We start from the raw sequence: 24,875 nt of genomic DNA, 5'->3' as shown, positions 1-24,875 counted from the left end.
CCCTGCCTTCGGCCGGGGGGACCCCCAGAGCACGCACCTGACGCCGCGCGGCCCGCCCTCCGGGCGGACGACGGGACTTTCGCAACACGCCCTAGGCGCGCCGGCGCGGAGCCGGGTCGGGTCGGCGATCGCCGCGTACGCCGTCACCCGGTCGCCCTCGACGGTCACCCGCAGGACGTGCGGCAGGTGGCCGCGCGGCGCGACGGCGAGCCCGACCCAGCCGTCGACCGGGGCCGAGCCCGTCCTGCTCGGCCCCCGGCGCCACGGGCGCGCCGCCCCGCCGCGTCAGCCCGCGCGCAGCAGCTCAGCGGCCGCCGCTCGTGCCTCGGCGGCGGGCGCCGTGCTCCCGGTGATGCCGGCGGTCACCATCGCCCCCTCCGCCAGCAGGAACAGCGGCCCGGTGAGCGCGGCATCCAGCCCGGCGTCGGCCACGAGTCCCGTGAGGTAGTCCCGGAACGCCTGTTTGTGGTCCCGGACCCGGGCCGCCACCCGTTCGGAGGTGGCACCCAGTTCGCCGTACGCGTTGATCCAGGCGCACCCCCGGAAGTCCGCCTCGCCGAACCAGGTCTCCAGCCAGTCGAACACGGCGAGCAGCCGCTCCCGCGCGTCGCCCTGCCGTTCGACGTGCGCGGCGAGGCGCTGCCGCCAGCGCACGTCGCGCCGCTCCAGACAGGCCACCACGAGCTCCTCCTTCGCGGGAAAGAGCTGGTAGAGCCGCTTGAGCGAGACCCCGGAGGCGCCGCGTACGTCGTCCATGCCGACGGACTGCACCCCGCGCGCGTAGAACAGCCGCTCGGCGGCGTCCAGAGCCTGCTCGCGGGCGACCGCGCTGTCCATGGCCACTGACGGACCACACCCTTCCTTGACGCGAGAACCAGCGTTCTCCTACGGTAGCAGCGCCCCGGAGAACGAGCGTTCTCCGCCTGAGGAGGAAACCATGGCAGACCGTCCGCTCCTGCCGCCGTTCACCCACGAGACCGCGACTCGGAAGGTGCAGGCCGCCGAGGACGCCTGGAACACCCGCGACCCCCAGCGGGTGGCGCTCGCCTACTCCGAGGACTCGGTCTGGCGCAACCGCGGCACCTTCGTCACCGGCCGCGCCGAGATCATCGGGTTCCTCACCGCCAAATGGGCCCGGGAACTCGACTACGCGCTCCGCAAGGACCTGTGGTCCTTCGACGGCGACCGCATCGCGGTCCGCTTCCAGTACGAGTGCCACGACGCGGCCGGCCAGTGGTGGCGGTCGTACGGGAACGAGCTCTGGGAGTTCGACGAGCACGGGCTGATGACCCGGCGCGAGGCGAGCATCAACGACGTCCGGATCGAGGAGCACGAGCGCCGGATCCACGGACCCCGTCCGGAGTCCGAGCGGGGCCGGACGTTTCCGTTGCGGTAACCCCCGCATACAGTGCCCGGATGACCGATGAGCCCCGCGCCCCCTTCCTCTACCTCGTCGTGTGCGCGGCGGGGGTCGCCGCCGGCGTCGGGCGGCTGATCACGGCGGCCCTGGACCGCGGCTGGGAGGTCGGGGTGATCGCCACGCCGGTCGCCATGAACGGGTTCTTCGACACCGCCGAGGCCGAGGCGCGCACCGGCCGCCCGATCCGCTCGGCCTGGCGGCGGCCCGCCGACCCCCGCCCGTTCCCGCCGCCGGACGCCGTGGCCGTCGCCCCCGCCACCTTCAACACCGTCAACAAGTGGGCCGCCGGCCTCGCCGACACCCTCGCCGTCGGCACCCTGTGCGAGGCCCTCGGCCTGGACGTCCCGATCGCCGTGCTGCCCTGTGTCGCCGACGCGCTGGCCGCGCACCCCGCCTACCAGGAGAGTGTGGCGCGGCTGCGCGGGCTCGGGGTCCGCTTCGCCGACCCGTACGCCACGACGGCCGAAACCGACGGCGGACGCCCCGAGTTCGCCTGGGAGCGGGCGCTGGAGCTGCTGGAGCGCGGCTGACGGCGACCGGTTCCCGTCGGTGTGACAGGAGACCGGCAGGCCGGCCGACGTACGCTCGCCTGGAGAACGTGATCTCGACGGTGGGAGACAACGATGGAGTACGTGAAGCTCGGCCGCACCGGTCTGGACGTGTCCCGGATCTGCCTCGGCTGCATGACCTACGGCCTGCCCGACCGCGGCAACCACGAGTGGACCCTCGACGAGGAGGCGTCCCGCCCGCTCATCCGGCAGGCGCTGGAGGCGGGTGTCAACTTCTTCGACACCGCCAACGTCTACTCCGACGGCACCAGCGAGGAGATCGTCGGCAGGGCGCTGCGCGACTTCGCCCGGCGTGACGAGATCGTGCTCGCCACCAAGGTGCACGGCCGGATGCGCCCCGGCCCCAACGGCGGCGGCCTGTCCCGCAAGGCGATCCTCACCGAGATCGACCACAGCCTCACCCGTCTCGGCACCGACTACGTGGACCTGTACCAGATCCACCGGTACGACCACGACACGCCGATCGAGGAGACGATGGAGGCGCTGCACGACGTCGTCAAGGCGGGCAAGGCCCGGTACATCGGGGCGAGTTCGATGTACGCCTGGGAGTTCTCCAAGGCCCAGTACACGGCCCGGCTGGGCGGCTGGACCACGTTCGTCTCCATGCAGGACCACTACAACCTCCTCTACCGCGAGGAGGAACGGGAGATGCTGCCGCTCTGCGCCGACCAGGGCGTGGGCGTGTTGCCGTGGAGCCCGCTGGCCCGCGGCCGCCTCACCCGGGACTGGGGCACGGTCACCGGCCGCAGCTCCACCGACACCTTCGGCAGCACCCTCTACCAGGAGGGCGACCGCGCGATCGTCGAGGCGGTCACCCGCATCGCCGACGACCGCGGCGTCTCCCGCGCCCAGGTGGCCCTGTCCTGGCTCCTCCACCAGGACACGGTGACGGCCCCCATCGTCGGAGCGTCCAAGCCGAACCACCTCGACGACGCGGTGGCGGCGGTCGAACTCCGCCTCAGCGACAAGGAACTGGCGGAACTGGAGCGCCCCTACGGACCCCACCCGATCGCCGGCCACTGAGGGGCCGGCCCCGCGGCCGCGTCACAACCGCGACGTACCGCAGGGCCCCGCCCCCTCGCTCTCCAGCAGCGAGACCCGCTCCCCGCTCATGGTCAACGTCCGGTAGTACCCCCCGATCCGCTCCGCCGACCGTCCCACGTAGTGCCCGATGAACGACCGCCGGAACCGCTCGCCGGAGCGGTTCGGCTGGGAACCGTGCACCAGGCTCCCGTTGAAGAACAGGACGTCCCCCGGCGCCATGTCGACCGGCACCGCCGTGAGCCCCTCCGGCGGTGCCACGTACTCCCGGGCGAACGACAGGTGCTCGTCCGACTCCTCAGGACAGAACAGGTCCATCCGGTGCGTGCCCGGTACCACCTCCAGGCCCCCGTTCTCCCGGTCGATCGCCTCACACGCGATCCAGGCGGCCACACAGGTCCCCGGCTCCACCCGCAGATAGAAGTTGTCCTGGTGCAGGGCCTGCCCACGGGCGCCCGGCGGCTTGAAGTAGAACATGCTCTGCGCGGCCAGCACCTCCTCCCCGAGCAGCCCCTCCAGGACCCCCCGCAACCGCGCGTCCAGCAGGAACCGCCGGGCGACCGGGCTGATCTCGTGCGGCTGCATCACCCGCGGATACCGGTGCAGCGGGTCCGCCGTCGGTCCCGGCTCGAAGTGCCCCGGCACGGGCCGCCCCGCCGCGTGCAGCGCCGCGAACTCCGCGCAGAGCGCGTCGATCTCGTCCGCCCCGAACAGACCTCTCACGACGGCGAAGCCGTCCTCCTCGAACTGCCGCAGGATGGTGGTGCCGTTGCCCGTGACTGTCATGACCGTCCTCCTTGTTCGGCTCCCTCGGGGCTGTCACGCTAGGCGGACGCGCCGGGGGAGAGGATGCCCGTGAACGCTGAGGACCTGCCCGGAACTGCTGCCCCGGCCCCGCCCCCGGGCACGGTCGTCACCGGCCTTTACCACCAGGAGACCGGTTACCGGATCAACCGCCCGCAGGGGGCGAGAAGCTGGCTGCTCATCTGGACCACGGACGGCGCGGGCCTGATCCGGCAGGGAGCCGTCCGGACCCGGGCCCGCCCCGGCGACCTGGTCGTCCTCGCGCCCGGCGGGCCGCACAGTTACGCGGTCGACCCCGGCGTCGGCCACTGGAGCTTCTGGTGGACCCACTGCCGGGCCCGGCCCGCCTGGACCCCGTGGCTGGGCCCGTGCGCCCTCGGCGACGGCGTGTACGCCGTCGCCGTCCCGGACGGCAGCCGCACCCGCGTCGAAGCGGCCTTCCAGCGCATGCTCGCCGACTCCCGCTGGACCGGCACCGGCGCACCACCCGAAGGGGGCGGGGCGATCGCGTGTCCACCGGGGGAGGACCACGCCTCCGGGGCGGGCGCGGCGGGGGTCGCCGTCGCCCACGGGAGTGCGGCGCGTGAGCTCGCTCTGTGTTCGCTCGAGGAGGTCGTCCTGCTCGCGGTGGCCGGGGCGCGCCGGGCGCCGGGCGGCCCGGACGACCGGGACGGGCGGGTGCGGCACGCCGAGGAGCTGATCGCCGCCGACCCGGGTGCCCCGCACACCGTCGGCACCCTCGCCGCGCGGGTCGCGCTGTCGCCGTCCCGGTTCGCCCACCTCTTCACCCAGCAGACCGGCACATCCCCGATGCGCGCGGTGCGCGAGGCGCGGCTGCGGCACGCCGCCCGACTGCTGGAGAGCACCGACCTGACCGTCGAGCGGATCGCCGCCGCGTCCGGATTTCCCAGCCCGTTCCACTTCAACCGGGTTTTCCGCGAAAGCCACGGTGTCCCGCCCGGTGCCTACCGTTCCGGTGAACGCCCCTGAATCCGCCGGTCATTGGTTCGCGAAGGTCGGCGGACGGACGGATGACGCAGGTCGGAACGTGTTCCAATGGTTGGCGTCAGGGCCGCGGCGGTCGGCCGTGAAACCCCGTGGCAATTTCGGTGCCGATACGGCGGCAGAGCCCCGGCCCGCTCATTGACGATTCGTCAATTCGGCGCGCCGCGGAGGCATTGCGCAAAACCCGGAGATCCCTTGTTCTGCCCTGCTGGCCTGTGCAAAGGTGTGCCGTGTCGGCATGCGGACCATTGTTTTCCCCTGCATGCGCGAGGCCGCTCCCGTTCGCCCCCCACGCTTCACAAGAGCTGCCGACGGCGGACATGCGAGCGCCGAACCCCCAACAGGCCCGTCCGGTCACGCTGTCGGCCGGGCCGTGTGCCGGTCGCATACCGGACGGTATGCACCGCATCCCGCGTTGCGTCTGGAAGGAATGCAGCCGTGAATGACGCAGGCCTGGGGAATTCCCCTTCCCCCGCCCGGCCGTTCGACGTCACCGACGAACAGCTCAGCTCCGAGCTGAAGCAGTGGACCGGTACCGCGCCCGCCCTGCACCCCGTCGGGGAACTGCTCGACCGGCACTGGGAAGCGGCCTTCGCCTACGCCCGTCTGTGCACCGACGGGACGCGCGGCGCGGGGATGCTCACCACCGCCGCGTTCACCCGGCTCTTCGGCGAGTCCCTGCGCCAGGCCGGCCCCACCGCCGCCTGGCGGCCCCAGCTGCTCGTGACGGTCCGCCGTATCGCCGCCGAATGGGACAACGACGGCCGCGGTGAACTCCTGCACCCCGAACTGCGCGCGGGCACCGGCGAGCGGGCCGCCGCCCGGCTGCTGCCGCCCGCGAACCGGCGGCTGCTCTCCCGTGCCTTCCAGCGCCTGACCCAGTCCTCGCGGGCCGTGCTGTGGCACACCGAGGTCGAGTCGGAACCGCTGTCGACGCCCGCCGCACTGCTGGGCCTCGACGAGCAGGACGCGGGGGTCGAACTGCGCCGGGCCCGCGAGCGACTGCGCGAGGAGTGCCTCCAGGTGCACCGCGAACTCGCCCACGAGGACGAGTGCCAGCGTTACGTCCGGATGATCGACGTGACCTTCCGGCGCGGCGGGACGGACGTCGACCGGGACCTCCAGCAGCACCTGAACGGCTGCAGGCACTGCCGGTACACCGCCGACCAGCTCCACCAGTTCAACGGCGGCCTCGGCCTCGCCCTGGCGGAGGCCGTGCTCGGCTGGGGCGCCCGCGGCTACGTGGAGTCCCGGGCCGGCCTCGCCGGGGAGGCCGCCGAACCGGCGCCCGCACCCGAGGACGCCTTCGCGGGCGGCGAGGCCTTCGACCCCGCGGCGGCCGCCGGCAAGGACCTGGTGGTGCACCCCGCCGCCTCCCGGCGCGCCCAGCATCGCGCCGCCCGCCGGGCGCGCCGCCGCAACCTCACGGTGGCCGTCGGCACGGTGAGCGGCCTGGTCGTCCTGCCGCTGGTGCTGTGGGCGGTGCTCGGCACCGGTGACGACTCCGGCACGGCCGCGGCCAGGCCCTCCGCCAAGCCCGGCAACGGCAGCTCCACCTCCGGCTCCTCCTGGGCCGGGGCCGGCCAGGCCACCCAGGGCACCCTGCGCGGCCGGCTGCACAACGTCGCCTCGGGCCTGTGCATCGCCGTGGTCGGCAAGAAGGCCGTCCAGGGCGCCGAGACCGAACTCGCCGCGTGCTCGTCGGTCGCCAGCCAGCAGTGGACGTACGAGACCGACGGGCTGCTGCGCAACGGCGCCGACCCCGGCCTGTGCCTCGACTCGCACCTCGGCTACTCCGTGCGGCTCGCCCCGTGCTCGGCCGCCACCGGGTCCAGAGCCCGGAGCGTCCGCTACGACTTCACCCTGCAGGGCGCCCTGGTGCCCCGCTGGGACCAGGACCTGGCGCTCGCCCCGGCGGCCACCGACGGCGGCGGTTCCCTGGTCGTCAAGACCCGGGCCAACGCCGGCGCGCAGCGCTGGGTGATGGACACCTCGAAGCCCGACCTGCAGATGCAGATCGTCAACTGGGACGCCGAGACGAGCCCGACGCCGACGCCCGCCCCGACCGCGCCCCGGACCCGGGCGGCCGAGGCCGCCGGACCCGCCGCGCCGGCCCCCACCCCCTCGGCGTCACGGACGACCGCACCGCCGGCGCCGTCGGGCACCACCCCCGGTGACAACCCGTGCGCGCAGTACCCGGGTCACTGCTACGGCGGCGGTCAATACGGCGGCGGCCAGTACGGCGGCTGGGGCTACGGCGGGGGTTTCGGCGGCGGCTTCGGCGGTCGCCAGCACCGCTGAGGCGGCGGCCTCAGTGGTGGTGCGGCGGCGCCGGCGGCATGGTCGTCAGGTCCGGCGCACCTTCCGGCCACACCAGCAGCACCGGGCAGGGCGCGTGGTCGACGACGAAGCGGGCCGCCCTGCCCAGGCTGTGCGGCCCGAGCCGGGACCGGTCGCCGTCCCGGGCGACGATCAGCAGACCGGCCCCCTCGGCGGCGGCCACCACCTCCCGCTCGACCCGTCCGGTCCGCTCCAGCCGGGTGCACGGCAGCCCCAGCCGTGCCTCGGCCGCGTCGAGCAGCTCCACCGCGGACTGCCCGCCGAGCTCCGCCAGCCGTCGCTCCGGGTCCGGTCCCGAGCCCGCCCGGCCCAGCAGCCCCGAGAACGCGCCGTGCGCGAGCCCGGCCACCCCCGGCTCGGTCACATGCAGCAGTACCACCTCGGACGCCGCCCCCGCATGCTCGCGCGCCGCGTCCACACTGGCCGGCCAGGTCCCCTCGACCAGCCAGACGATCACCCGCATCTCCAAGGCCCTCCTGTCTAGGCACCGACCACCTGGAGCGCCCCCCACAGTGCCACCACGGCCCCGCACAGCGCGGCCGGCACGGCGAGCAGCCCCAGCCGGGTGAACTCGCCGAGGTCCACGCCGTGGTCGTGCTGGTGCACGATCCTGCGCCACAACAGCGTCGCGAGCGACCCCGCGTAGGTGAGGTTCGGTCCGATGTTCACCCCGAGCAGCACGGCGAGCACCGCTCCGGGGCCGCCGGGCACGGCCAGCGGCAGCAGCACGAGCACCGCCGGCAGGTTGTTGATCAGATTCGCCAGCACGGCGGCGAGCGCGGCGACGCCGAGCAGCGCGGGCAGTCCGCTGCCGCCCGGCACGACGTGCCCGAGCGCGTCGGCGAGTCCGTTGTCGACGACCGCCCGCACCACGATCCCGAGCGCCAGCACGAACGCCAGGAACGCGGGCGACGCCGCCTTCACCACCGTCAGCGGGGTCGCCCGCCGCCGCACCAGCGCACGGCCGGCCAGCACCAGCGCACCCGCGCACGCGGCCCACGCCGGGTCGATGCCCAGCGCCGAGGTGAGCACGAACCCGGCGAGTGTGCAGCCGACCGTCACCAGCGCGAACACCGGCAGCCGGGGCGGCTCGCCGGTGTCCTGCGAACCCGGGGCCGCCGAGGACAGATCCGTGGCGAAGAATTTACGGAACACCAGGTACTCCGCGCCGATCGCCACCAGCCAGGGCAGCACCATCAGCGCCGCGAAGCGGGTGAAGCTCAGCCCGCTGGCCGCGAACGCCAGCAGGTTCGTCAGGTTGGACACGGGCAGCAGCAGCGAGGCGGTGTTCGACAGGTGCGTGCAGGCGTAGACGTGCGGTTTCGCCCGTACCCCGGACCGGGCCGCCGTCGCGAACACCACCGGCGTCAGCAGCACCACCGTCGCGTCCAGACTGAGTACGGCCGTGATCACCGACGCCAGCGTGAACACCGCCGTCAGCAGCCGCACCGGCCGCCCCGCCGACCAGCGGGCCATCCACGCCCCGCAGGCCTGGAACAGCCCCTCCACGTCGCAGAAGTGGGCGAGCACCAGGACGGCGGCGAGGAAACCGACGACCGGGCCCAGCTGCTCGGCCTCCGCCCGGGCATGGTCGAGGGAGATCGCCCCGGTGGCGATCACGATGCCCGCCGCGGGCACGGCGAGCACCGCCTCCGGCAGGCCGCGCGGCCGGATCACGGCCCACGCGAGCACGGCGGCGAGGAGGACGACGGACAGGGTCTCGGCGAGCGGGGTGTTCAGGGCGCGTTCCTCAGGACGTGATCAAGTGCGGCCCACTCATGTAAGCAGACCGAGGTTACGAGGACCGGTTACCCGCCGCGCCCAGAAACTCGCCCCAGCCGCCCGTCGGCTCCTGCCCCGGGTTCAGCGTGCGCAGCTTGCGCAGCACCGCCGGGTCCTGCGCCTCCAGCCACGCCACCAGCTGCTTGAAGGAGACGAACCGCACGTCGTCGTGGTCGGCCATCCGGCCGATCGCCTCCTCGACGGCGTCCATGTAGATGCCGCCGTTCCAGCGCTCGAAGTGGTTGCCGATGAAGAACGGCGCCCGGTTGGTGGAGTACGCCCGCTCGAACCCGGCGACGTAGCTGTCCCGGGCCTGGATGCGCCAGGCGTCGTACCGGGCCTTGTCGCCCAGCGGGTTGCCGACGGACTGGTTGTACATCATGTTGTAGTCCATCGACAGGACCTGGAAGGAGTGTCCGGGGAAGGGTATGGACTGCAGGGGGAAGTCCCAGATGCGGTTGCCCTGCACCTTGCCGGGCCAGATCTGCAGCCCGCCGGGGGAGCTGGCGTCGTACTTCCAGCCGAGCGCGGCCGCGGTGGGCAGCAGGTTGGCCTGACCCTCCAGGCACGGGGTGCGGCCGCCAGCCAGCTCCTTGCGGTAGTCGAAGGGCAGCGGCTCCAGGTCGGTGAAGCCGGTGTTCGTCTTCCACCTGGTGACGAAGTCCACGGCCTGGTCGATCTCGCTGCGCCATTCGGCGGGGGACCAGTTGCGCACGCCGTCGGAGCCGCAGAAGTGCCCGTTGAAGTGGGTGCCGATCTCGTGGCCCTCCAGCCAGGCGGCCCGCACCTGCTGGAGCGTGGCGTGGATGTGCCGGTCGGCGAGGTAGCCGATCGCGGAGGCGCCGACCGCGTGCCGCGGCGGGCGGTAGAGGTCCTTCTTGGCCTCCGGCAGCGTGTAGATGCCGGAGAGGAAGAACGTCATCTTCGCGCCGTGGTCGGCGGCCACCTTGCGGAAGCGGGAGAACAGCTGGTTGCTGAGTTCGCCCGCGCCGTCCCAGGAGAACACCACGAACTGCGGCGGCTTGGCGCCGGCCGCGAGGCGGGCGGCCTTCGGCTGGTGGGGCTGGGCGCCGGTGTCGGCGGTGGAGCCGTCGCCGATCAGCTTCAGCGGCCTGGCCGGGGCGTTCCCGTTCGCACCGCCGTCCTTCACACCGTCGGCCGAACCGCCGCCGCCCAGCGACCAGTTGCCGTTCGAGCACGCGGAGAGGGCTCCCAGGGCCCCCGCCGTCGCGCCCGCCGTCAGCACCCGCCTGCGAGAGATGCCGCTCATGTCCGCCCCGATTCCGTCGTGCCGGCCCCTCGTGGAGCCGCCTGCTGCGTGGTCGTCGGGTTCGATGGGCGGTCCGGCGGAAAAGATCGGAGGCGGTCGCGCGTGTTGCACGTCTGTGACAGTCGTGGCCCGGACACGGCGGACCCCGCCGCCCCCGGGGGGAGGGGGCGGCGGGGTCCGGTCAGGGTGTGGTCAGGCGCCGGTGCCGGCGCTGAACACGTTCAGGCGCACCGAGGAGGAGTTCCCGGACACCGGGACCGGGCCGCCCTTCCACGCCACCTTCAGGGAGTCCTTCTCGTCCGGCGGGGTGACGACCAGCGAGGCGGGGGTCGCCGTCCTGGCGCCGCTGATGTCCGGGCTGGAGAAGGTCAGCCCCGCCCAGGCGCTCCCGCCCGGCCTCAGGGTGACCGTCGTCGCGGTGGCGCCGGGCTCGCGCTGCGGGTCGGGGCCGAGCTGGGCGCCGGACGCGTCCACGAAGGCGGCGCCGGGATAGCCGCGCACGGTGCAGGTCCGGGACGACGTGTTGGTGAGCACGATCGGGAAGTTCTCCTGACCGGCCCCGGGGTCGTTGCGGCCCACCGAGGCGGTCAGCTCGGAGGTGTGGCAGCGGGTACCGGACGCGGTGGTGGTGCCGCCCTTCGACGCCCCGGTCGCCGGCCCGCCGGTCGCCGTGCCGGTGTTCCGCGAGGTCGGCGAGGACCCGGTGCCGTCCGATGCGGAAGCGGTGCCCGAGCCGGCCGAACCCGGCGCGCTGCCGGTCGCGGGCGCGGCCGTGCCCGACACCGACTCCGGGGACTTGCCCTGGCCGCCGCTGCCGCAGGCGGTCAGCAGGCCCAGGACGGCGGCCGTGCTCGCGAGCAGGGCCGCCCCGCGCCGCAAGGACTGGGACGTGTACGCCATCTGTCTCACCACTCCTGGATGTCATGAGCACGCGTACGGGACGTGCCCCGAGGCGCTCCGTGCGCCCTCCACCCCATCCGATGGGACCGACGACGGAAAAGTTCGGGGGCACGCCGCGGATTCATCGGGTCAGGTGACCCGCAGCGAGCGGAGTATGCCGTCCGTGGTGTCACCGTCGGCGGCGCCCTTCTGCCGCACCTGCACGTACACCTGGGGCCGGGCGCCCCCGCCGGCCGGACCGAGGGCCGCCTCCTGGATCGAGCCGCCCGCGCCGGAACAGTCGCTCCAGGTCCGCACCCGGCCCTTCCACGAGGTACCGGTGAAGGCACGGCTGCCCTCGTAGCGGCAGCCCGAGTGGGTCAGCGCGGTCACCTTGGCGGCGACGTCCCCGTGCTCGCTCAGGCCGATGAAGACGCCGTTCACCGCGGTCGTCAGGTCCTGCCACGCGGACACGTCGTCGGCCACCTCCAGGCCCGGCTCGTGACCCGACGCCAGCCCCAGAGCCGCCGGGTTCCAGCCGGCGTCCCGCAGCTCGCCCGCCCACGCCGAGGGCACCTCCGCGACCACGCGCCCGGTCGAGTCGGCGACCCGCGTCCGGTCGCCCGCCGTCCCGCCGTGCTGCACGAGTGTGACCGCGACCGCCGTGCCGCCGGCCGCGAGGACCGCGGCCAGCGTGAGGGTGACCGCGTTGAGCCGCCGGCGCACCCCGTCCAGCCGCCTCGGCCGACGGGCCGCCGAAAGGTCCGCCAGCCGGTCCAGCTCGTCCGCGAAGGCGTGCGCGGTGGGCCAGCGCCGCTGCCGGTCCGGCTCCAGGGCCCGCATCAGCGCCCGCTGCACGTCCTCTCCGAGGTCCGGCCGCAGCCGGTCGGGCCGCACCACCCGGCCGGGCGCGCCCGGCACCGTCGCGGTCAGCAGCTCGTAGCCCACCGCCCCCAGGGCGTAGATGTCGGCGCGGGCGTCGATGCCGGCGCCCGGCTGGGCCTGCTCCGGCGGCTGGTAGCCCGCCGAGCCGGCGGCCAGGGTGAGTCCCGACGCCTGCGCCAGGCTCTTCGCGAGCCCCAGGTCGGCCAGCAGCACCCGGCGGGTGCCGTCCGGCGCGGTGCGCAGCAGCACGTTGGTCGGTTTGATGTCCCGGTGCACGATCCCCGCCTCGTGCAGGTCGGCCGCACCGCGCGCCGCCAGCGCGGTCAGCCGCAGCGCGTCGGGCACCGGCAGCGGGCCGGCGGCGAGCAGCTCGGCGAGGGTGCCCGCGTCGGCGTACTCCATCACGAAGTACGGCCGTCCGTCGGGGAGTTCGCCGATGTCGTAGACCTGCACCACCCGCTTGGAGTCGGCCCGGCGCAGCAGCCGCGCCTCGGACAGGAATCGGTCGTGGATGTCGAGACGGTGGGACCAGTTGTCCGCGAGGACCTTCACCGCGACCGGGGCGTCCAGCTGGTCGTCGTGGGCGAGCCAGACCGTCCCGAAGGCGCCGGTGCCCAGGCGCCGTTCGAGGCGATAGCGGCCGATCCGCTCCAGGGGTTGCATACGACTATCATGCCTGGCCTGAGATCGACTTCGAGGGGGACCTCCCGTGCCGGACGCCGCGCTGACCGAAGACCTCGCCCGGCGGGCCGCCGCCGGCGACCAGCGGGCCCTGAACCAGTTGCTGACCGAGGTCCGCCCCGACGTCGTGAGGCGCTGCGGGCGCTTCCTGCCGTGCCGTGAGGACGCCGAGGAAGCGGCCCAGGACGTGCTGCTGCAGATCTCCCGGAAGATCTCCACCTTCGAGGGCCGCAGCAGGTTCAGCACCTGGCTCTACACGGTCGTCGCCAACTGCTCCCGGCAGAAGTACCGGGACCTGAAGCGGCGGGCGGCCGAGGAGCCGGCGGCCATCGAACCCGCCCAGTACGTCGACCCGCGCACCACCAGCGTGATCGCGGGATCCCGGATCGACCTGCTGGAGGCGCTGGACCGGCTGGAGCGGGAGCACCCGCAACTGGTCGCGCCGCTCGTCTACCGGGACATCTGCCAGCTGGACTACGCCGAGGTCGCGGAGCGGGTGGGCATTCCGCTGGGGACGCTGAAGTCGCGGCTGCACGAGGCGCGCAAGCAGGTCCGGCCGTGGCTGAGCGCACCGTGACCCGACAGCAGTGAGGGGCCGCATCCGTGCGGCCCCTTTCCCTTTTCAACGTATAGCGCACCGGGGGGCTTGCGGCAAGGCCCCCCTCGTCCCGCAGAATCGCAGGCCGAGACCAGGAACTGCGGTTTTAGGGGGATACGCGGCATGCGTGTGCTGTTGATGGGATACGGGTCGCGCGGGGATGTCGAGCCGCTTGCGGGACTGGGGGCGGCGCTGCGCTCCCTCGGCGCCGAGGTACGGGTGTGCGCGCCGCCGGACGAGGAGTTCGCGGAGCTGCTGGCCCGCGCGGGCGTGACGCACGTACCGTTCGGGCCGTCCGTGCGCGCCCTGGTGACCAGGCCGAACCCGTCGCCCGACGACGCCTTCAAGCTCGCGCCCGAGCTGGTCGCCGCGCACTTCGACACGGTCGCCCCGGCGGCCGAGGGGTGTGACGCGCTGGTGGCGAGCGGGCTGATGCCGGCCGGTGCCCGGTCGGTGACGGAGAAGCTGGGCATCCGGTACGTGTTCGCCTGCCCGCACCCGTTCGGCATGCCGTCCTCGCACTTCCGGCCGGTCGGACGGCCGGGGCGTCCGGCCCCGCCGGACGCCGACCTGCGGACCCTGTGGAAGGTGGACGGCGAGAAGGTGAACGCGCTGTACGGCGAGGCGCTCAACACCCACCGGGCGGCGATCGGCCTGCCGCCCGTCGAGAACGTCCGCGACCACGTCCTCACCGGCCGGGCCTGGCTGGCGGCGGACCCGGTGCTCGGTCCCTGGCGGGACCTCACGGACCTCGACCTCGTCCAGACCGGGGCGTGGGTGCTGCCGGACGAACGTCCGCTGCCCGAGGACCTGTCGGCGTTCCTGGCGGCCGGTGAGCCACCGGTGTACGTCGGTTTCGGCAGCATGGCGCTGCGCGGCGCGCCGGACGCGGCGAAGGTGGCCGTCGAGGCGGTACGGGCCCAGGGACGGCGGGTGCTCGTCGCGCACGGCTGGGCGGGGCTCACCGCGGCCGACGACGGGGCGGACTGCTTCGTGATCGGTGAGGTCAACCACCAGGCGCTGTTCCGCCGGGTGGCGGCCGTCGTGCACCACGGCGGCGCGGGCACGACGACGACCACGGCCATGGCCGGGACGCCCCAAGTTGTCGTCCCGCAGATCGTCGACCAGCCGCACTGGGCCGCCCGGGTGGCCGAACTGGGCATCGGCGCGGCCCACGACGGCCCGACCCCGACCGTCGAGTCCCTCTCGGCCGCCCTCGCGAAGGCCCTTGACCCCGGGACGCGCACCCGCGCCGCCGAGGTGGCCCGCACGATGCGCACCGACGGGGCGACGGTGGCGGCGAGGCTGCTGCTGGACGGCGCCTGAACCCGCACGTGCCTGAACAGGGGCCGCCGGGCCCCGAGCCCGGCGCGGCCCCCTCCACCCCTTCGCCCCCACTTGTTCGCCCCCGCCCACGCGTGATTCCCGCCGTGTCCCGGCGCCCCGTAAGGGGCGCGGGGACTGCGCGAGCAACCCCCACGCACCCGCAGTCACGACCGGCCGCCACCATCCGTCGGCGGCCCCACCGGTCGTAGCGCCTTCCACGGAGCTGATGCAGTGACCCCCCTGACCACCCGTGCCTTCGCCCTGCCCGAACGTCTCACCGCCAAGGCCGACCCGGCGCTGATCGCCGGTGACGAGCGGCACTTCGCCGCCGTCGCCGACTGTCTCGCGCAGTCGGTCGCGGAGCTGTCCGACCGCCTCGACGCCGAGCTCAGGGCGCCCGGCGGCACCGGGCGGGCCGCGATGGACCGGGACAACGAGATCCACCGGCTGACGGGACGGCTGCGCACCCTGCGCCGCTTCGGACTCGACCTGTGCCTCGGGCACTTCGTCCGCGCCGACGATCCCGAGCCCGTCTACGTCGGCCGGCTCGGTCTCACCGACGGCGACGGCCACCGGCTGCTGGTCGACTGGCGGTCCCCGGCGGCCGAACCGTTCTTCGCGGCCACCCACGCCGACCCGATGGGGCTGCGCAGCCGGCGCAGGTACCGGTGGACGGACGGCCGGATCAGCGACTACTGGGACGAGGTGTTCACCGCCGACGGTCTCGAAGGGCACGCCGCGCTCGACGACCAGTCGGCCTTCGTGGCCGGCCTCGGCGCCGACCGGTCACCACGGATGCGCGACGTGCTCGCCACCATCCAGGCCGACCAGGACGCGATCATCCGCGCCGGATCCCGGGGCGCCCTCGTCGTCGACGGTGGCCCGGGCACCGGCAAGACCGTCGTCGCCCTGCACCGCACCGCCCACCTCCTGTACGCCGACCCCCGCCTCGGACACCGGCGCGGCGGGGTGCTGTTCGTCGGCCCGCACCGGCCCTACCTGACCTACGTCTCCGACGTGCTGCCCAGCCTCGGCGAGGAGGGCGTGCACACCTGCGTCCTGGCCGACCTCGTCGACGAGGGAGCCGGCGCGGCACCCGAGCCCGACCCCGAGGTGGCGCGGCTGAAGGCGTCCGCCGACATGGTGCGGGCGATCGAGACGGCCGTCCGCTTCTACGAGGAGCCGCCCGCCGAGGGGACGACGGTCAGCACCGACTGGGGCGACCTGCGGCTCACCGCGGACGACTGGGCCGACGCCTTCCGCGCCCCCGCGCCGGGCACCCCGCACAACGAGGCCCGCGACCAGATCTGGGACGAGCTGGCCACCATCCTGCTGGACAGGTACGCCGGTGACGACGTCACGCCCGAGCAGTTCCGCGCGTCGATCCGGCGGGACGGCGAGCTGGTCGACACCCTGCACGGGGCATGGCCCCTGCTGGAGCCGACCGACCTGGTCGGGGACCTCTGGTCGGTGCCTGCCTACCTGCGGATGTGCGCCCCCTGGCTCGGCCCGGACGACGTCCGGAAGCTGCGGCGCGCCGACGCGCAGGCCTGGACGGTGTCCGACCTGCCCCTCCTGGACGCGGCCCGGCAGCGGCTCGGGGACCCGCAGGCGGCCCGGCGCCGGCAGCGGCAGGAGGCCGTCCTCGCCGCCCAGCGCGAGCGGATGGCACAGGTCGTCGACAACCTGATCGGCGCCGCGACCGACTCGGGTGCCGACGGTGACGACGGCGAGGGCCTGGTGCGGATGCTGCGCGGCGCGGACGCCAAGGTCAGCCTGGTCGACGAGTCCGAACTGCCCACCGCGGCCCCGGACCTGCTCGCCGGACCCTTCGCGCACATCGTCGTGGACGAGGCCCAGGAACTCACCGACGCCGAGTGGCAGATGCTGCTGCTGCGCTGCCCGTCCCGCAGCTTCACCATCGTCGGGGACCGCGCCCAGGCCCGGCACGGCTTCACGGAGTCGTGGCGCGAACGCCTCGAACGGGTCGGGTTCGACCGGATCACCCTGACCTCCCTGAGTATCAACTACCGCACACCCGAAGAGGTCATGACGGAGGCGGAGCCGGTCATCCGGGCCGTGCTGCCCGACGCCAACGTGCCGACGTCGATCCGCAGCGGCGGCCTGCCCGTCGTGCACGGCGCCGTGTCGGAGCTGGACACGATCGTCGACACCTGGCTCGCCGCCCACGCCGAGGGCATCGCCTGCGTGATCGGCGCTCCCTACTTCACCGCTCGTGACCGGGTCCGCTCGCTGTCCCCGGCGCTGTCGAAGGGACTGGAGTTCGACCTGGTCGTGCTCGTGGACCCGGAGGAGTTCGGTGAGGGCGTCGAGGGCGCCGTGGACCGGTACGTGGCGATGACCAGGGCGACCCGGCAACTGGTGATCCTCACGAGCGGCGCCTAGAGCTGCCCTAGCTCCCGTCCTGGTCGAGCAGCGACAGCTCGGCCCAGATCGTCTTGCCCTCGGGCGTGTGCCTGCTGCCCCAGCGCTGCGTCAGCTGCGCCACCAGCAGCAGGCCCCGGCCGCCCTCGTCCCAGGTCTTGGCCCGGCGCAGGTGCGGTGCCGTGGGGTTGGCGTCGGAGACCTCGCAGATCAGGGTGGTCAGGTCGTGGATCAGCCGCAGCCGGATGGGGTGGGCGCCGTAGCGGAGGGCGTTGGTGACCAGTTCGCTGACCACCAGCTCCACCGTGAAGGCGGCGGTGCTCAGTTTCCACACGTCCAGCTGCTCCCCGACCTCCTTGCGGATCCGCGCGAGCAGGGCCGGGTCGGCGGGGACGTCCCAGGTCGCCACCCGGGACGGCGGCAGGCTCTGGGTGCGCGCCAGCAGCAGGGCCACGTCGTCGGCGGCGCCGCCCGACGGCAGCAGGGCGTGCAGGATCCGGTCGCAGGTCTCGTCCAGGGAGCCGCCGTACGCCGCCAGTGCCTCGTGGAGCAGACGGCGACCGGTGTCCGGATCCTGGTGCCGGGAGGTGATCAGCCCGTCCGTGAACATCGCCAGCACCGTGCCCTCGGGCAGCTCGATCTCGGTCGACTCGAACGGCAGTCCGCCCAGGCCCAGCGGGGGGCCCGCGGGCAGGTCCACCTCGTGCAGGCGGCCCCCCGGGCGCAGGACGACGGGCAACGGGTGACCGGCACGGGCCAGCGTGCAGCGCCGGGACACCGGGTCGTAGACGGCGTACAGGCAGGTCGCGCCGACCTCCCCGGGGCTGCCTTCGCCCCCCTGCTCCTCGGAGAGCCGGAGCACCAGGTCGTCGAGGTGGGTGAGCAGCTCGTCCGGGGCCAGGTCGATGTCGGCCAGGGTGCGCACGGCGGTCCGCAGCCGGCCCATGGTCGCCGAGGCCTGCACACCGTGGCCGACGACGTCCCCCACCACCATGGCCACCCGCAGCCCGGACAGCGGGATCACGTCGAACCAGTCGCCGCCCACCCCGGCGCGGGCCGCGGGCAGATAGCGCGAGGCGGCCCGCAGGGCGGCGGTGTGCGGCAGCGTCCGGGGCAGCAGGCTCCGCTGCAGGGCCAGGGCGGTCTCGCGCTCGCGGGAGAAGCGGCGGGCGTTGTCGATGCAGACGGCGGCCCGCGCCGTGATCTCCTCGGCCAGCAGCACGTCGTCCGCGCTGAACGGATCGGGCCGCCGGTGCCGGGTGAGCACCGCGACCCCCAGGGTCACCCCGCGCGCCTGGATCGGCACCGCCATCGAGGCGTGCACGCCGAACTCGCGCACCCGCTCGCCGCGCACCTTGTGCCAGGTCAGCCACTGCGTCATGTCGCCCGAGGGCACCGAGGCCACGATGGTACGGCCCGCGATCAGCGCGTCGGCCTGTGGCGAGAAGGCCGGGTACGACTCGGTGTGCCCGGGTGCCAGCACCGCCTCGGGCGTGCCGGGCAGCACGGACCGGTGCGCGGTGCGGCGCAGCGTGACCGGTGCCGACAGCGGCACCGGCAGCTCCTCGCCGGACTCCGGCGGGTCCAGCAGGTCGACGGTGACGAAGTCGGCGAGCGCGGGGACGCAGACGTCGGCCAGCTCCTGGGCGGTACGGGTGACGTCCAGGGTGCCGCCGATGCGTACGCTCGCCTCGTTGACCAGCTGGAGACGCTCCCTGGCCAGGTAGTTCTCGGTGAAGTCGTGCGCGGCCAGGCAGACCCCGCGCACCCGTCCCGCCGCGTCGGTGATCGGCGCCATCCGGGCCAGCCAGGCGTGCGCCAGGGGCTCGCCCCCGGTGCGCAGATACGTCTGGACGTCCAGCGGGCGTCCAGAGGTCAGCACCTGGAGCATGTTCCGCTCCAGTTCCTCGCTCTGCGGCTGGCCGCCGATCTCCTCGATCCGCAGTCCCTGGATGTGTTCCTCGGGCAGCCCGATGACCTCGGCCATCGCCTGGTTCACGCGGCGCAGCCGCAGGTGCTCGTCGTAGACGGCGACGGCGCACGGCGACTGCATCAGGACCGCGGTGCCCAGCGGGTCGTCCAGGCCGCGCGGACCGCTGCCGTCCAGCGGGGAGACCACCAGCCAGTGCCCGGAACGCCCGTCGTCCGCCGTGCGGTGGTGGGCGAGCAGCCAGACGGGCAGGGTGCGGCCGTCCCGGTGGCGGAGCCGGAGGACGCCGTCCCAGCGGTCGCCGGTGGGCGCGGGCGGTGTGGTGTCGGCGGCGAGCAGCCGCGCGGCGGGCCGGCCCACGACCTCGTCGGCCGGGTGGCCGAGGAGCCGTCGCGCGCCCTCGTTCCACTCGACCAGTGTGCCGTTCTCGTCGATGACAGCCCGGGCCGTCGCCGCATCGTCGAACGGATAGACCCGGCTCATCTCGCCACTCCCAAGCGCACACTCACAGTCAACAGGTGCACCACTGGTGTTCAGCGTAGTGCGTCGGGACCGTCCGCGACCGGCAGGCGGCGGCGCCCGGCCGGGCAGGGCGGCGCGCTGTCCGGAGTGCCGGACGAGGACCGGCCGACGGGACGGGAGGCACCGCCGGACCCTTCCGGACCCTTGACGGCCGCACGTGTCACACCGTCAGAATCTGTTTGTTCACGATCAGTTGTGAGTAGTTCTGAGCCCTGATGAGGGAGAGCCGCACCATGACGGTCACGCGCAGATCGGTTCTGGCAGCAGCCACGGCAGCCCCCACGGCCGGCGTCCTGCCGGCCGCACCGGGCGCCTGGGCGGCCCCGGAGACAGGGACGTCCTCGCAGGTCACCGGCCGGCGCACGGTCGCCCTGCGGGACGGCTGGCGCTTCGCGCTGGTCAACCCGGGCGGCATCACCGACCCGACCGGCGCCTACGCCGACGCGGCCGACCCCGGCTACGACGACTCGGCCTGGCGCCGGGTCGCCGTACCGCACGACTGGAGCATCGAGCAGACCCCGACCACCGACCACGGCACCACCAGCGGCACCGGCTTCTTCCCGGGCGGCCTCGGCTGGTACCGGCTCGCTTTCACGCTGCCGCCCGGCTGTGCCGGAAAACGGATCTCGGTGGAGTTCGACGGCGTCTACATGGACTCGTACGTGTACTGCAACGGCACCCGGGTGGGCCGTCACCCCTACGGGTACACCGGCTTCGCGCTCGACCTCACCGGGCTGCTGCACACCGACGGCAGCACCGCGAACGTCCTCGCGGTCAAGGTGCAGAACCAGCTGCCCAGCAGCCGCTGGTACTCGGGCAGCGGCATCTACCGCGAGGCCCGCCTGGTGATCACCGACCCCGTGCACGTGGCGCGCTGGGGGACGTACGTGACCACGCCGGACATCACCGCCGACCGCGCGGTCGTACGGGTCCGGACGGCCGTGGTCGACGAGTCCGGCGACGGCACCGACGTCGAGGTGGTCTCGCGGATCGCCGACGCGGACGGCCGTACCGTCGCCCGTACCGCCACCACGGTCACCGTCGCCGGCTCGGGCGAGACCACCGAGACGCACGAACTGACGCTGGCAAAACCCAGGTTGTGGGGGTTCGAGAGCCCGTACCGCTACACGCTGGGCACCGAACTGCGGGTGGCCGGCCGCCCCGTCGACACCTGCAGGACGCGCTTCGGCGTCCGCGGTTTCCGCTTCGACCCCGACGAGGGCTTCTCGCTCAACGGCGTGCACACCAAGATCAAGGGCGTCGACCTCCACCACGACCAGGGCGCGCTCGGCGCGGCGATCAGCGCCGACGCGGTGCGCAGGCAGATGACGATCATGAAGTCGATGGGCGTCAACGCCTTCCGCACCTCGCACAACCCGCCCTCGCCGCAGATGATCGAGGTCTGCGAGGACCTGGGCATCGTGATGATGGTGGAGGCCTTCGACTGCTGGCGGACCGGCAAGACCACGTACGACTACGGCAGGTTCTTCGACGAGTGGTGCGAGAGCGACGCCACCGAGATGGTCCTGGCCGCCCGCAACTCACCCGCCGTCGTCCTGTGGTCGATCGGCAACGAGATCCCGGACTCCACCTCCACCGCCGGCCTCGCCATGGCCGACCGGATCATCGCCGCCGTCAGGGCCGCCGACGACACCCGCCCGGTGGTCATCGGCTCGAACAAGTACCACGGGGTGCCGTCCAAGGGCTCGGCCGCCGACCTGATGCTGGCCAAGCTCGACGGCCTCGGCCTCAACTACAACACCGCCAAGTCCGTGGACGCGCTGCACGCGGCCTACCCGCAGCTCTTCCTCTTCGAGTCCGAGTCCTCCTCGGAGACCTCGACCCGTGGCGCGTACCAGGAGCCGGAGCACCTCAACACGGGTGAGAACCACACCCCCGGCCGCCGTGAGACCTCCTCCTACGACAACAACCTGGCCTCCTGGACGATGAGCGGCGAGTACGGCCACAAGAAGGACCGGGACCGGAAGTGGTTCGCGGGCCAGTTCCTGTGGTCGGGCATCGACTACATCGGCGAGCCGACGCCGTACGACGTGTTCCCGGTGAAGTCGTCCTTCTTCGGTGCCGTCGACACCGCGGGCTTCCCGAAGGACATGTACCACCTCTTCCGCAGCCAGTGGGTGAGCGAGCCGATGGTGCACCTCGTCCCGATGACCTGGAACCACGAGCCCGGGGACACGGTCGAGGTGTGGGCCTACGCCAACGTGTACTCCGTCGAGCTGTTCCTGAACGGAAAGTCCCTGGGCGTGCGGGAGTTCGACACCAAGACGACCACCGACGGCCGTACGTACCTGGAGACCACCGAGGCCACCGGGGACGACAAGACGTTCACCACCGGCCCCTGGCCCGGCAGTTACACCAGCCCGAACGGCAGCGCGGGCAAGCTGCACCTGACCTGGAAGGTGCCGTACCGGCCGGGCGAGCTGCGGGCGGTCGCCCGGCGCGACGGACGGGTGGTCGCCACCGACGTGCTGCGCACCGCCGGTGCCCCGCACGCGGTGCGCCTGACCGCCGACCGCGGGTCCCTCGCCGCCGACGGCCGGTCCCTCGCCTTCGTGACCGCCGAGATCGTCGACGCGCACGGCGTGCCGGTCCCCGACGCCGAGCACCTCATCTCCTTCGACGTGACCGGCGGGTCGATCGCCGGTCTCGACAACGGCCGTGAGGAGAGCGCCGAGCGCTACCAGGCGGTCACCCGCACCGCCTTCCACGGCAAGGCGCTCGCCATCGTCCGCTCCGGCACCGGGGCGGGCCGCCTGAGGGTGACCGCCCACGTGGACGGCCTGCGCGCGGGCACCGCGACCCTGCGCACCACCCCGGCCCACGCGGTGGCCGGCACCCCCGCGCCCCGGTTCGGCCCCGACCTGCCGGCGCCGCCGGATTACCCCCGCGCGGACGCCAGTTACTCCGGACGCGCCGACACCCTGCCGGCCGCCATGCTCGACGGCGACCCCGCCACCGGCTGGTCCAACGCCTTCGCCAAGTCCGCCACCGCCCTGCTGCCCGCGTTCAGCGGTGCCCGGACCAAGGACTGGGTGTCGGTCGACTTCGGGCGGACCCGCGTCTTCGACCGGGCCGAGGTCTCCTTCACGGTGGACGCCACCCACACCTTGCCCACGTCGGTGACGGTGGAGTTCTGGGACGGAACGGCCTACCGGCCGGTGACCGGTACGACGCTGGAGTGGGCGACCGCCTCGGACGCCCCGACCGTCGTCACCTTCACCGCGGTACGGGGCTCCCGCCTCCGGCTGACCCTGACCAGCGCCCACCCCGGGCAGCCCTCGGGCGCGGTACGGATCAGCAGACTCGACCTCTGACGGGGCGGGCCGCAGGCCCTCCCCGTGGCCGCCGGCCGAGGGCGGGAGGAACAGGGCCGGCGGCCTGTTTCGCGCAGGAGAGCCGCCGTTCTGCGCGGGGCCTTTCGAGGAGGGCCGGTCATCAGTGGACCACCCGGGCCGGAGGGCCGGGAGCGTGCGCGCGGGACCCCTGCGTGCGCGCGGTTCGCACGGGGTGCGCGCAATGGTGAATGCGGCCATGAAGGGGCAATAGCCACCGCCGCCTTTCTGACTTTCTGTCAACGCTGTCGATGTTGTACAGGCGCCTTGTTGCTCGTGTGAGACTTGTGCGAGGGTTAATCATCCGCGCGGGGGTTAATCGCCGGGACCAATTCGACAGTTGGGGAACACTGCCGACATCCGGCCGGCGAATTCCCACCCCCCGCCCGCGCACCGAAGAGGTACGCACCACCGCACCAAAGGAATCCGTTCAGTGCCCACCCCCCATCCGCCTCGCCCGCCCTATCCGCCGCCGGGCGGTGCTGCCGGGGAGTCCGACGAGTCCCTCGCCGCCCCGCTGCGAGCCGGCTCCGACATCGAGGCCTCCCGGTCCGCCGCGCTCCTCATGGCCCGGCACTGGCGGCCCGTCCAGGAATACGCGGTCATCTGCCTGGCCGCCTCCGGGCCCGTCGCGCACATGGTCGCGGCCGCCGCCTTCCACCAGGTCCTCGACCGGGTGGCCCTCGGTGAGACGGCCGACGCGATCCGGCCCCGGCTGCTGCTCTCGGTCCGTGACACGGTCGCCAACTGGTCCGCCGAGGACCGAATAGCCGAGGTTCTCCCCGACCTCGGGAAACCGGCCGGCGGTCGCGGTATGCGCGCCACCAAGCCCACGGCGCCGGAAAACCGCGCCCTCGCGGAGCGTTCATTCCTGGGCCTTCCGGCGCTCGCCCAGAGCCTGCTCTGGCACAGCGAGGTCGAGGCCGAGCCGATAACCGTACCCGCCGGTCTGTTGGGCATGGACACGACAACCGCGGCGGCGGCGCTGGAGGACGCCCGGGAGAAATTCCGGGAAGGCTGTGTCCGCGCGCACCGGGATCTCGCACCGTCCCAGGAGTGCCGCTACTACAACCGGCTGCTCGACGTTCCGATCCGCCGCGGCGGCGCCCTGCTGCCGGACGTCCAGGAGCACCTCGCCCAGTGCCCCTACTGCCGGGTCGCCGCCGAGCAGCTCGGGCACGTCGAGGAGGGTCTCGGGCTGCTGCTCGTCGAGGCGGTACTGGGCTGGGGGGCCCGCCGCTACCTCGACTCGCGCCCGGGACGCAAGGGTGGCGAGGTGGAGCCGCTGACCCGCGCCGCCCGGCGCTCCGGAGGGGGCGGCCGACGGCGCGCCGCGGCCCGCACCCGGATCCTGGCCCGCATCCCGGTGCGCCGCCCGCCCGGCCCCTGGTCGTCGAAGACGCTGCTGACCAGTGTGGGAGTCGCCGGTGCCGGACTGCTGGCCTCCGTCCTCGCCGTCAGCGCCCTGTCGGGCGGCGGCGACGGCAGCGACGCCGTCGCGACCGCGGGACTGGTCCCCGGCGGCACCGATCCCGAGGCGACGCCCGACGCCACGCCCACCTCCGGGACGGCCGGGCTGCCCGCCGCCCACGACGCGACCCGGCTGCGCAACGCCGCGGCCCAGCTCTGCCTCGACATCAACGGCGAGCCGAAGGCCGGGGCGAGCGTCGTGCTCGCGGTGTGTTCGACGGCCAACACCCAGCAGTGGACGTTCGAGAGCGACGGGGAACTGCGCAGCGTGGCCGGCGACGGCCTGTGCCTGGACTCGCACGCGGACGCCGGGGTGGTCATCCTCGGCACCTGCGCCGAGGCCGGCACCGGCCGCGGCAACGACGTCCGCTACGACCTGACCGCGCAGGGCGAGCTGCTGCCCCGGTGGGACGAGACGCTCGCCCTCGCCACGGCCGGGGTGAACCCCGGTGACGACATCGTGGTCAAGGTCCGCGACCGCACCAGCAGCCAGCGCTGGCTGACCGACGCACCGGCACCGTCCCAGAGCCCCGGCTCGCTCTCCGTCGCCGGCTCGGGCAGCTCGTCGGCACGGCCCGCGGAACTCACGGGGAGCTAGGGCGTGTTGCGGGCGGC

Annotated in this window: 18 protein-coding genes; 10 read left to right on the top strand and 8 right to left on the bottom strand. The window is 73.6% G+C overall.

Translation table 11 applies throughout. From position 1 onward, the window contains the following. Positions 1 to 285: 285 nt before the first annotated feature. Entirely contained in the window at positions 286 to 837 is a 552-nt protein-coding gene (locus tag AB0G52_RS30255; protein ID WP_361340529.1) for a TetR/AcrR family transcriptional regulator, read from the bottom strand. A gap of 100 nt (positions 838 to 937) precedes the next feature. Here AB0G52_RS30255 and AB0G52_RS30250 point away from each other — a divergent pair, with 100 nt between their 5' ends. The 3 genes from AB0G52_RS30250 to AB0G52_RS30240 all read left to right on the top strand — a co-directional run bounded on the left by AB0G52_RS30250 (position 938) and on the right by AB0G52_RS30240 (position 3,012). Next, positions 938 to 1,396: a nuclear transport factor 2 family protein gene (locus AB0G52_RS30250; RefSeq protein ID WP_361340511.1), complete on the top strand. Its 459-nt coding sequence runs from the start codon at positions 938 to 940 to the stop codon at positions 1,394 to 1,396. A 20-nt stretch (positions 1,397 to 1,416) separates the two neighbouring features. After that, a complete protein-coding gene (locus AB0G52_RS30245) occupies positions 1,417 to 1,950 on the top strand; it encodes a flavoprotein (protein ID WP_132894313.1) in 534 nt (177 codons plus the stop codon). A gap of 93 nt (positions 1,951 to 2,043) precedes the next feature. Further along, a complete protein-coding gene (locus AB0G52_RS30240) occupies positions 2,044 to 3,012 on the top strand; it encodes an aldo/keto reductase (RefSeq protein ID WP_132894312.1) in 969 nt (322 codons plus the stop codon). A gap of 21 nt (positions 3,013 to 3,033) precedes the next feature. On the opposite strand, the gene AB0G52_RS30235 is transcribed toward AB0G52_RS30240, so the two are convergent. After that, positions 3,034 to 3,816: a phytanoyl-CoA dioxygenase family protein gene (locus AB0G52_RS30235; RefSeq protein ID WP_132894310.1), complete on the bottom strand. Its 783-nt coding sequence runs from the start codon at positions 3,814 to 3,816 to the stop codon at positions 3,034 to 3,036. A 63-nt stretch (positions 3,817 to 3,879) separates the two neighbouring features. Between AB0G52_RS30235 and AB0G52_RS30230 the strand changes: the two genes are divergently transcribed. Further along, a complete protein-coding gene (locus tag AB0G52_RS30230) occupies positions 3,880 to 4,824 on the top strand; it encodes a helix-turn-helix domain-containing protein (RefSeq protein ID WP_132894308.1) in 945 nt (314 codons plus the stop codon). Positions 4,825 to 5,277: 453 nt separating this feature from the next. Next, entirely contained in the window at positions 5,278 to 7,140 is a 1,863-nt protein-coding gene (locus AB0G52_RS30225) for an RICIN domain-containing protein (protein ID WP_361340506.1), read from the top strand. Between the two features lie 10 nt (positions 7,141 to 7,150). On the opposite strand, the gene AB0G52_RS30220 is transcribed toward AB0G52_RS30225, so the two are convergent. From AB0G52_RS30220 to AB0G52_RS30200, 5 genes are all read right to left on the bottom strand, one after another. Then, the gene (locus tag AB0G52_RS30220; RefSeq protein WP_361340503.1) at positions 7,151 to 7,642 is read right to left on the bottom strand and encodes a universal stress protein; all 492 of its coding nucleotides are present in this window, start codon (positions 7,640 to 7,642) and stop codon (positions 7,151 to 7,153) included. Positions 7,643 to 7,659: 17 nt separating this feature from the next. After that, positions 7,660 to 8,919 (bottom strand): arsenic transporter, encoded by a 1,260-nt coding sequence (locus AB0G52_RS30215; protein WP_361340526.1) that lies wholly within the window; start codon positions 8,917 to 8,919, stop codon positions 7,660 to 7,662. A gap of 55 nt (positions 8,920 to 8,974) precedes the next feature. Next, positions 8,975 to 10,231, bottom strand: a complete 1,257-nt coding sequence (locus AB0G52_RS30210; RefSeq protein WP_361340500.1) for a hypothetical protein — start codon at positions 10,229 to 10,231, stop codon at positions 8,975 to 8,977. A 192-nt stretch (positions 10,232 to 10,423) separates the two neighbouring features. Beyond that, entirely contained in the window at positions 10,424 to 11,131 is a 708-nt protein-coding gene (locus AB0G52_RS30205; protein ID WP_361340497.1) for a DUF4232 domain-containing protein, read from the bottom strand. Positions 11,132 to 11,260: 129 nt separating this feature from the next. Continuing rightward, entirely contained in the window at positions 11,261 to 12,658 is a 1,398-nt protein-coding gene (locus tag AB0G52_RS30200) for a serine/threonine-protein kinase (protein WP_132894298.1), read from the bottom strand. Positions 12,659 to 12,704: 46 nt separating this feature from the next. On the opposite strand from AB0G52_RS30200, the gene AB0G52_RS30195 reads away from it, so the two are divergent. The 3 genes from AB0G52_RS30195 to helR all read left to right on the top strand — a co-directional run bounded on the left by AB0G52_RS30195 (position 12,705) and on the right by helR (position 17,006). Continuing rightward, the gene (locus AB0G52_RS30195; protein ID WP_132894297.1) at positions 12,705 to 13,253 is read left to right on the top strand and encodes an RNA polymerase sigma factor; all 549 of its coding nucleotides are present in this window, start codon (positions 12,705 to 12,707) and stop codon (positions 13,251 to 13,253) included. Positions 13,254 to 13,397: 144 nt separating this feature from the next. Further along, positions 13,398 to 14,600 (top strand): glycosyltransferase, encoded by a 1,203-nt coding sequence (locus AB0G52_RS30190; protein ID WP_361340492.1) that lies wholly within the window; start codon positions 13,398 to 13,400, stop codon positions 14,598 to 14,600. A 231-nt stretch (positions 14,601 to 14,831) separates the two neighbouring features. After that, positions 14,832 to 17,006, top strand: coding sequence for an RNA polymerase recycling motor ATPase HelR (gene helR, locus AB0G52_RS30185; protein WP_361340489.1), 2,175 nt, complete (start codon positions 14,832 to 14,834; stop codon positions 17,004 to 17,006). A gap of 7 nt (positions 17,007 to 17,013) precedes the next feature. On the opposite strand, the gene AB0G52_RS30180 is transcribed toward helR, so the two are convergent. Continuing rightward, positions 17,014 to 19,398 (bottom strand): SpoIIE family protein phosphatase, encoded by a 2,385-nt coding sequence (locus tag AB0G52_RS30180; RefSeq protein WP_361340486.1) that lies wholly within the window; start codon positions 19,396 to 19,398, stop codon positions 17,014 to 17,016. Positions 19,399 to 19,670: 272 nt separating this feature from the next. Between AB0G52_RS30180 and AB0G52_RS30175 the strand changes: the two genes are divergently transcribed. Together AB0G52_RS30175 and AB0G52_RS30170 are read left to right on the top strand one after the other, a co-directional pair. After that, the gene (locus AB0G52_RS30175) at positions 19,671 to 22,772 is read left to right on the top strand and encodes a glycoside hydrolase family 2 TIM barrel-domain containing protein (protein WP_361340483.1); all 3,102 of its coding nucleotides are present in this window, start codon (positions 19,671 to 19,673) and stop codon (positions 22,770 to 22,772) included. 451 nt (positions 22,773 to 23,223) lie between these two features. Next, on the top strand, positions 23,224 to 24,858 hold the full coding sequence (locus AB0G52_RS30170; RefSeq protein ID WP_361340481.1) for an RICIN domain-containing protein: 1,635 nt from the start codon (positions 23,224 to 23,226) through the stop codon (positions 24,856 to 24,858). Positions 24,859 to 24,875 lie beyond the last annotated feature (17 nt).

Origin of the sequence: Streptomyces sp. NPDC021562 (genome assembly GCF_040640875.1) — a bacterium.
GTDB lineage: Bacteria > Actinomycetota > Actinomycetes > Streptomycetales > Streptomycetaceae > Streptomyces.
Note: the sequence above shows the minus strand (reverse complement) of the source record. Positions and strands in the feature narration are given on the sequence as shown.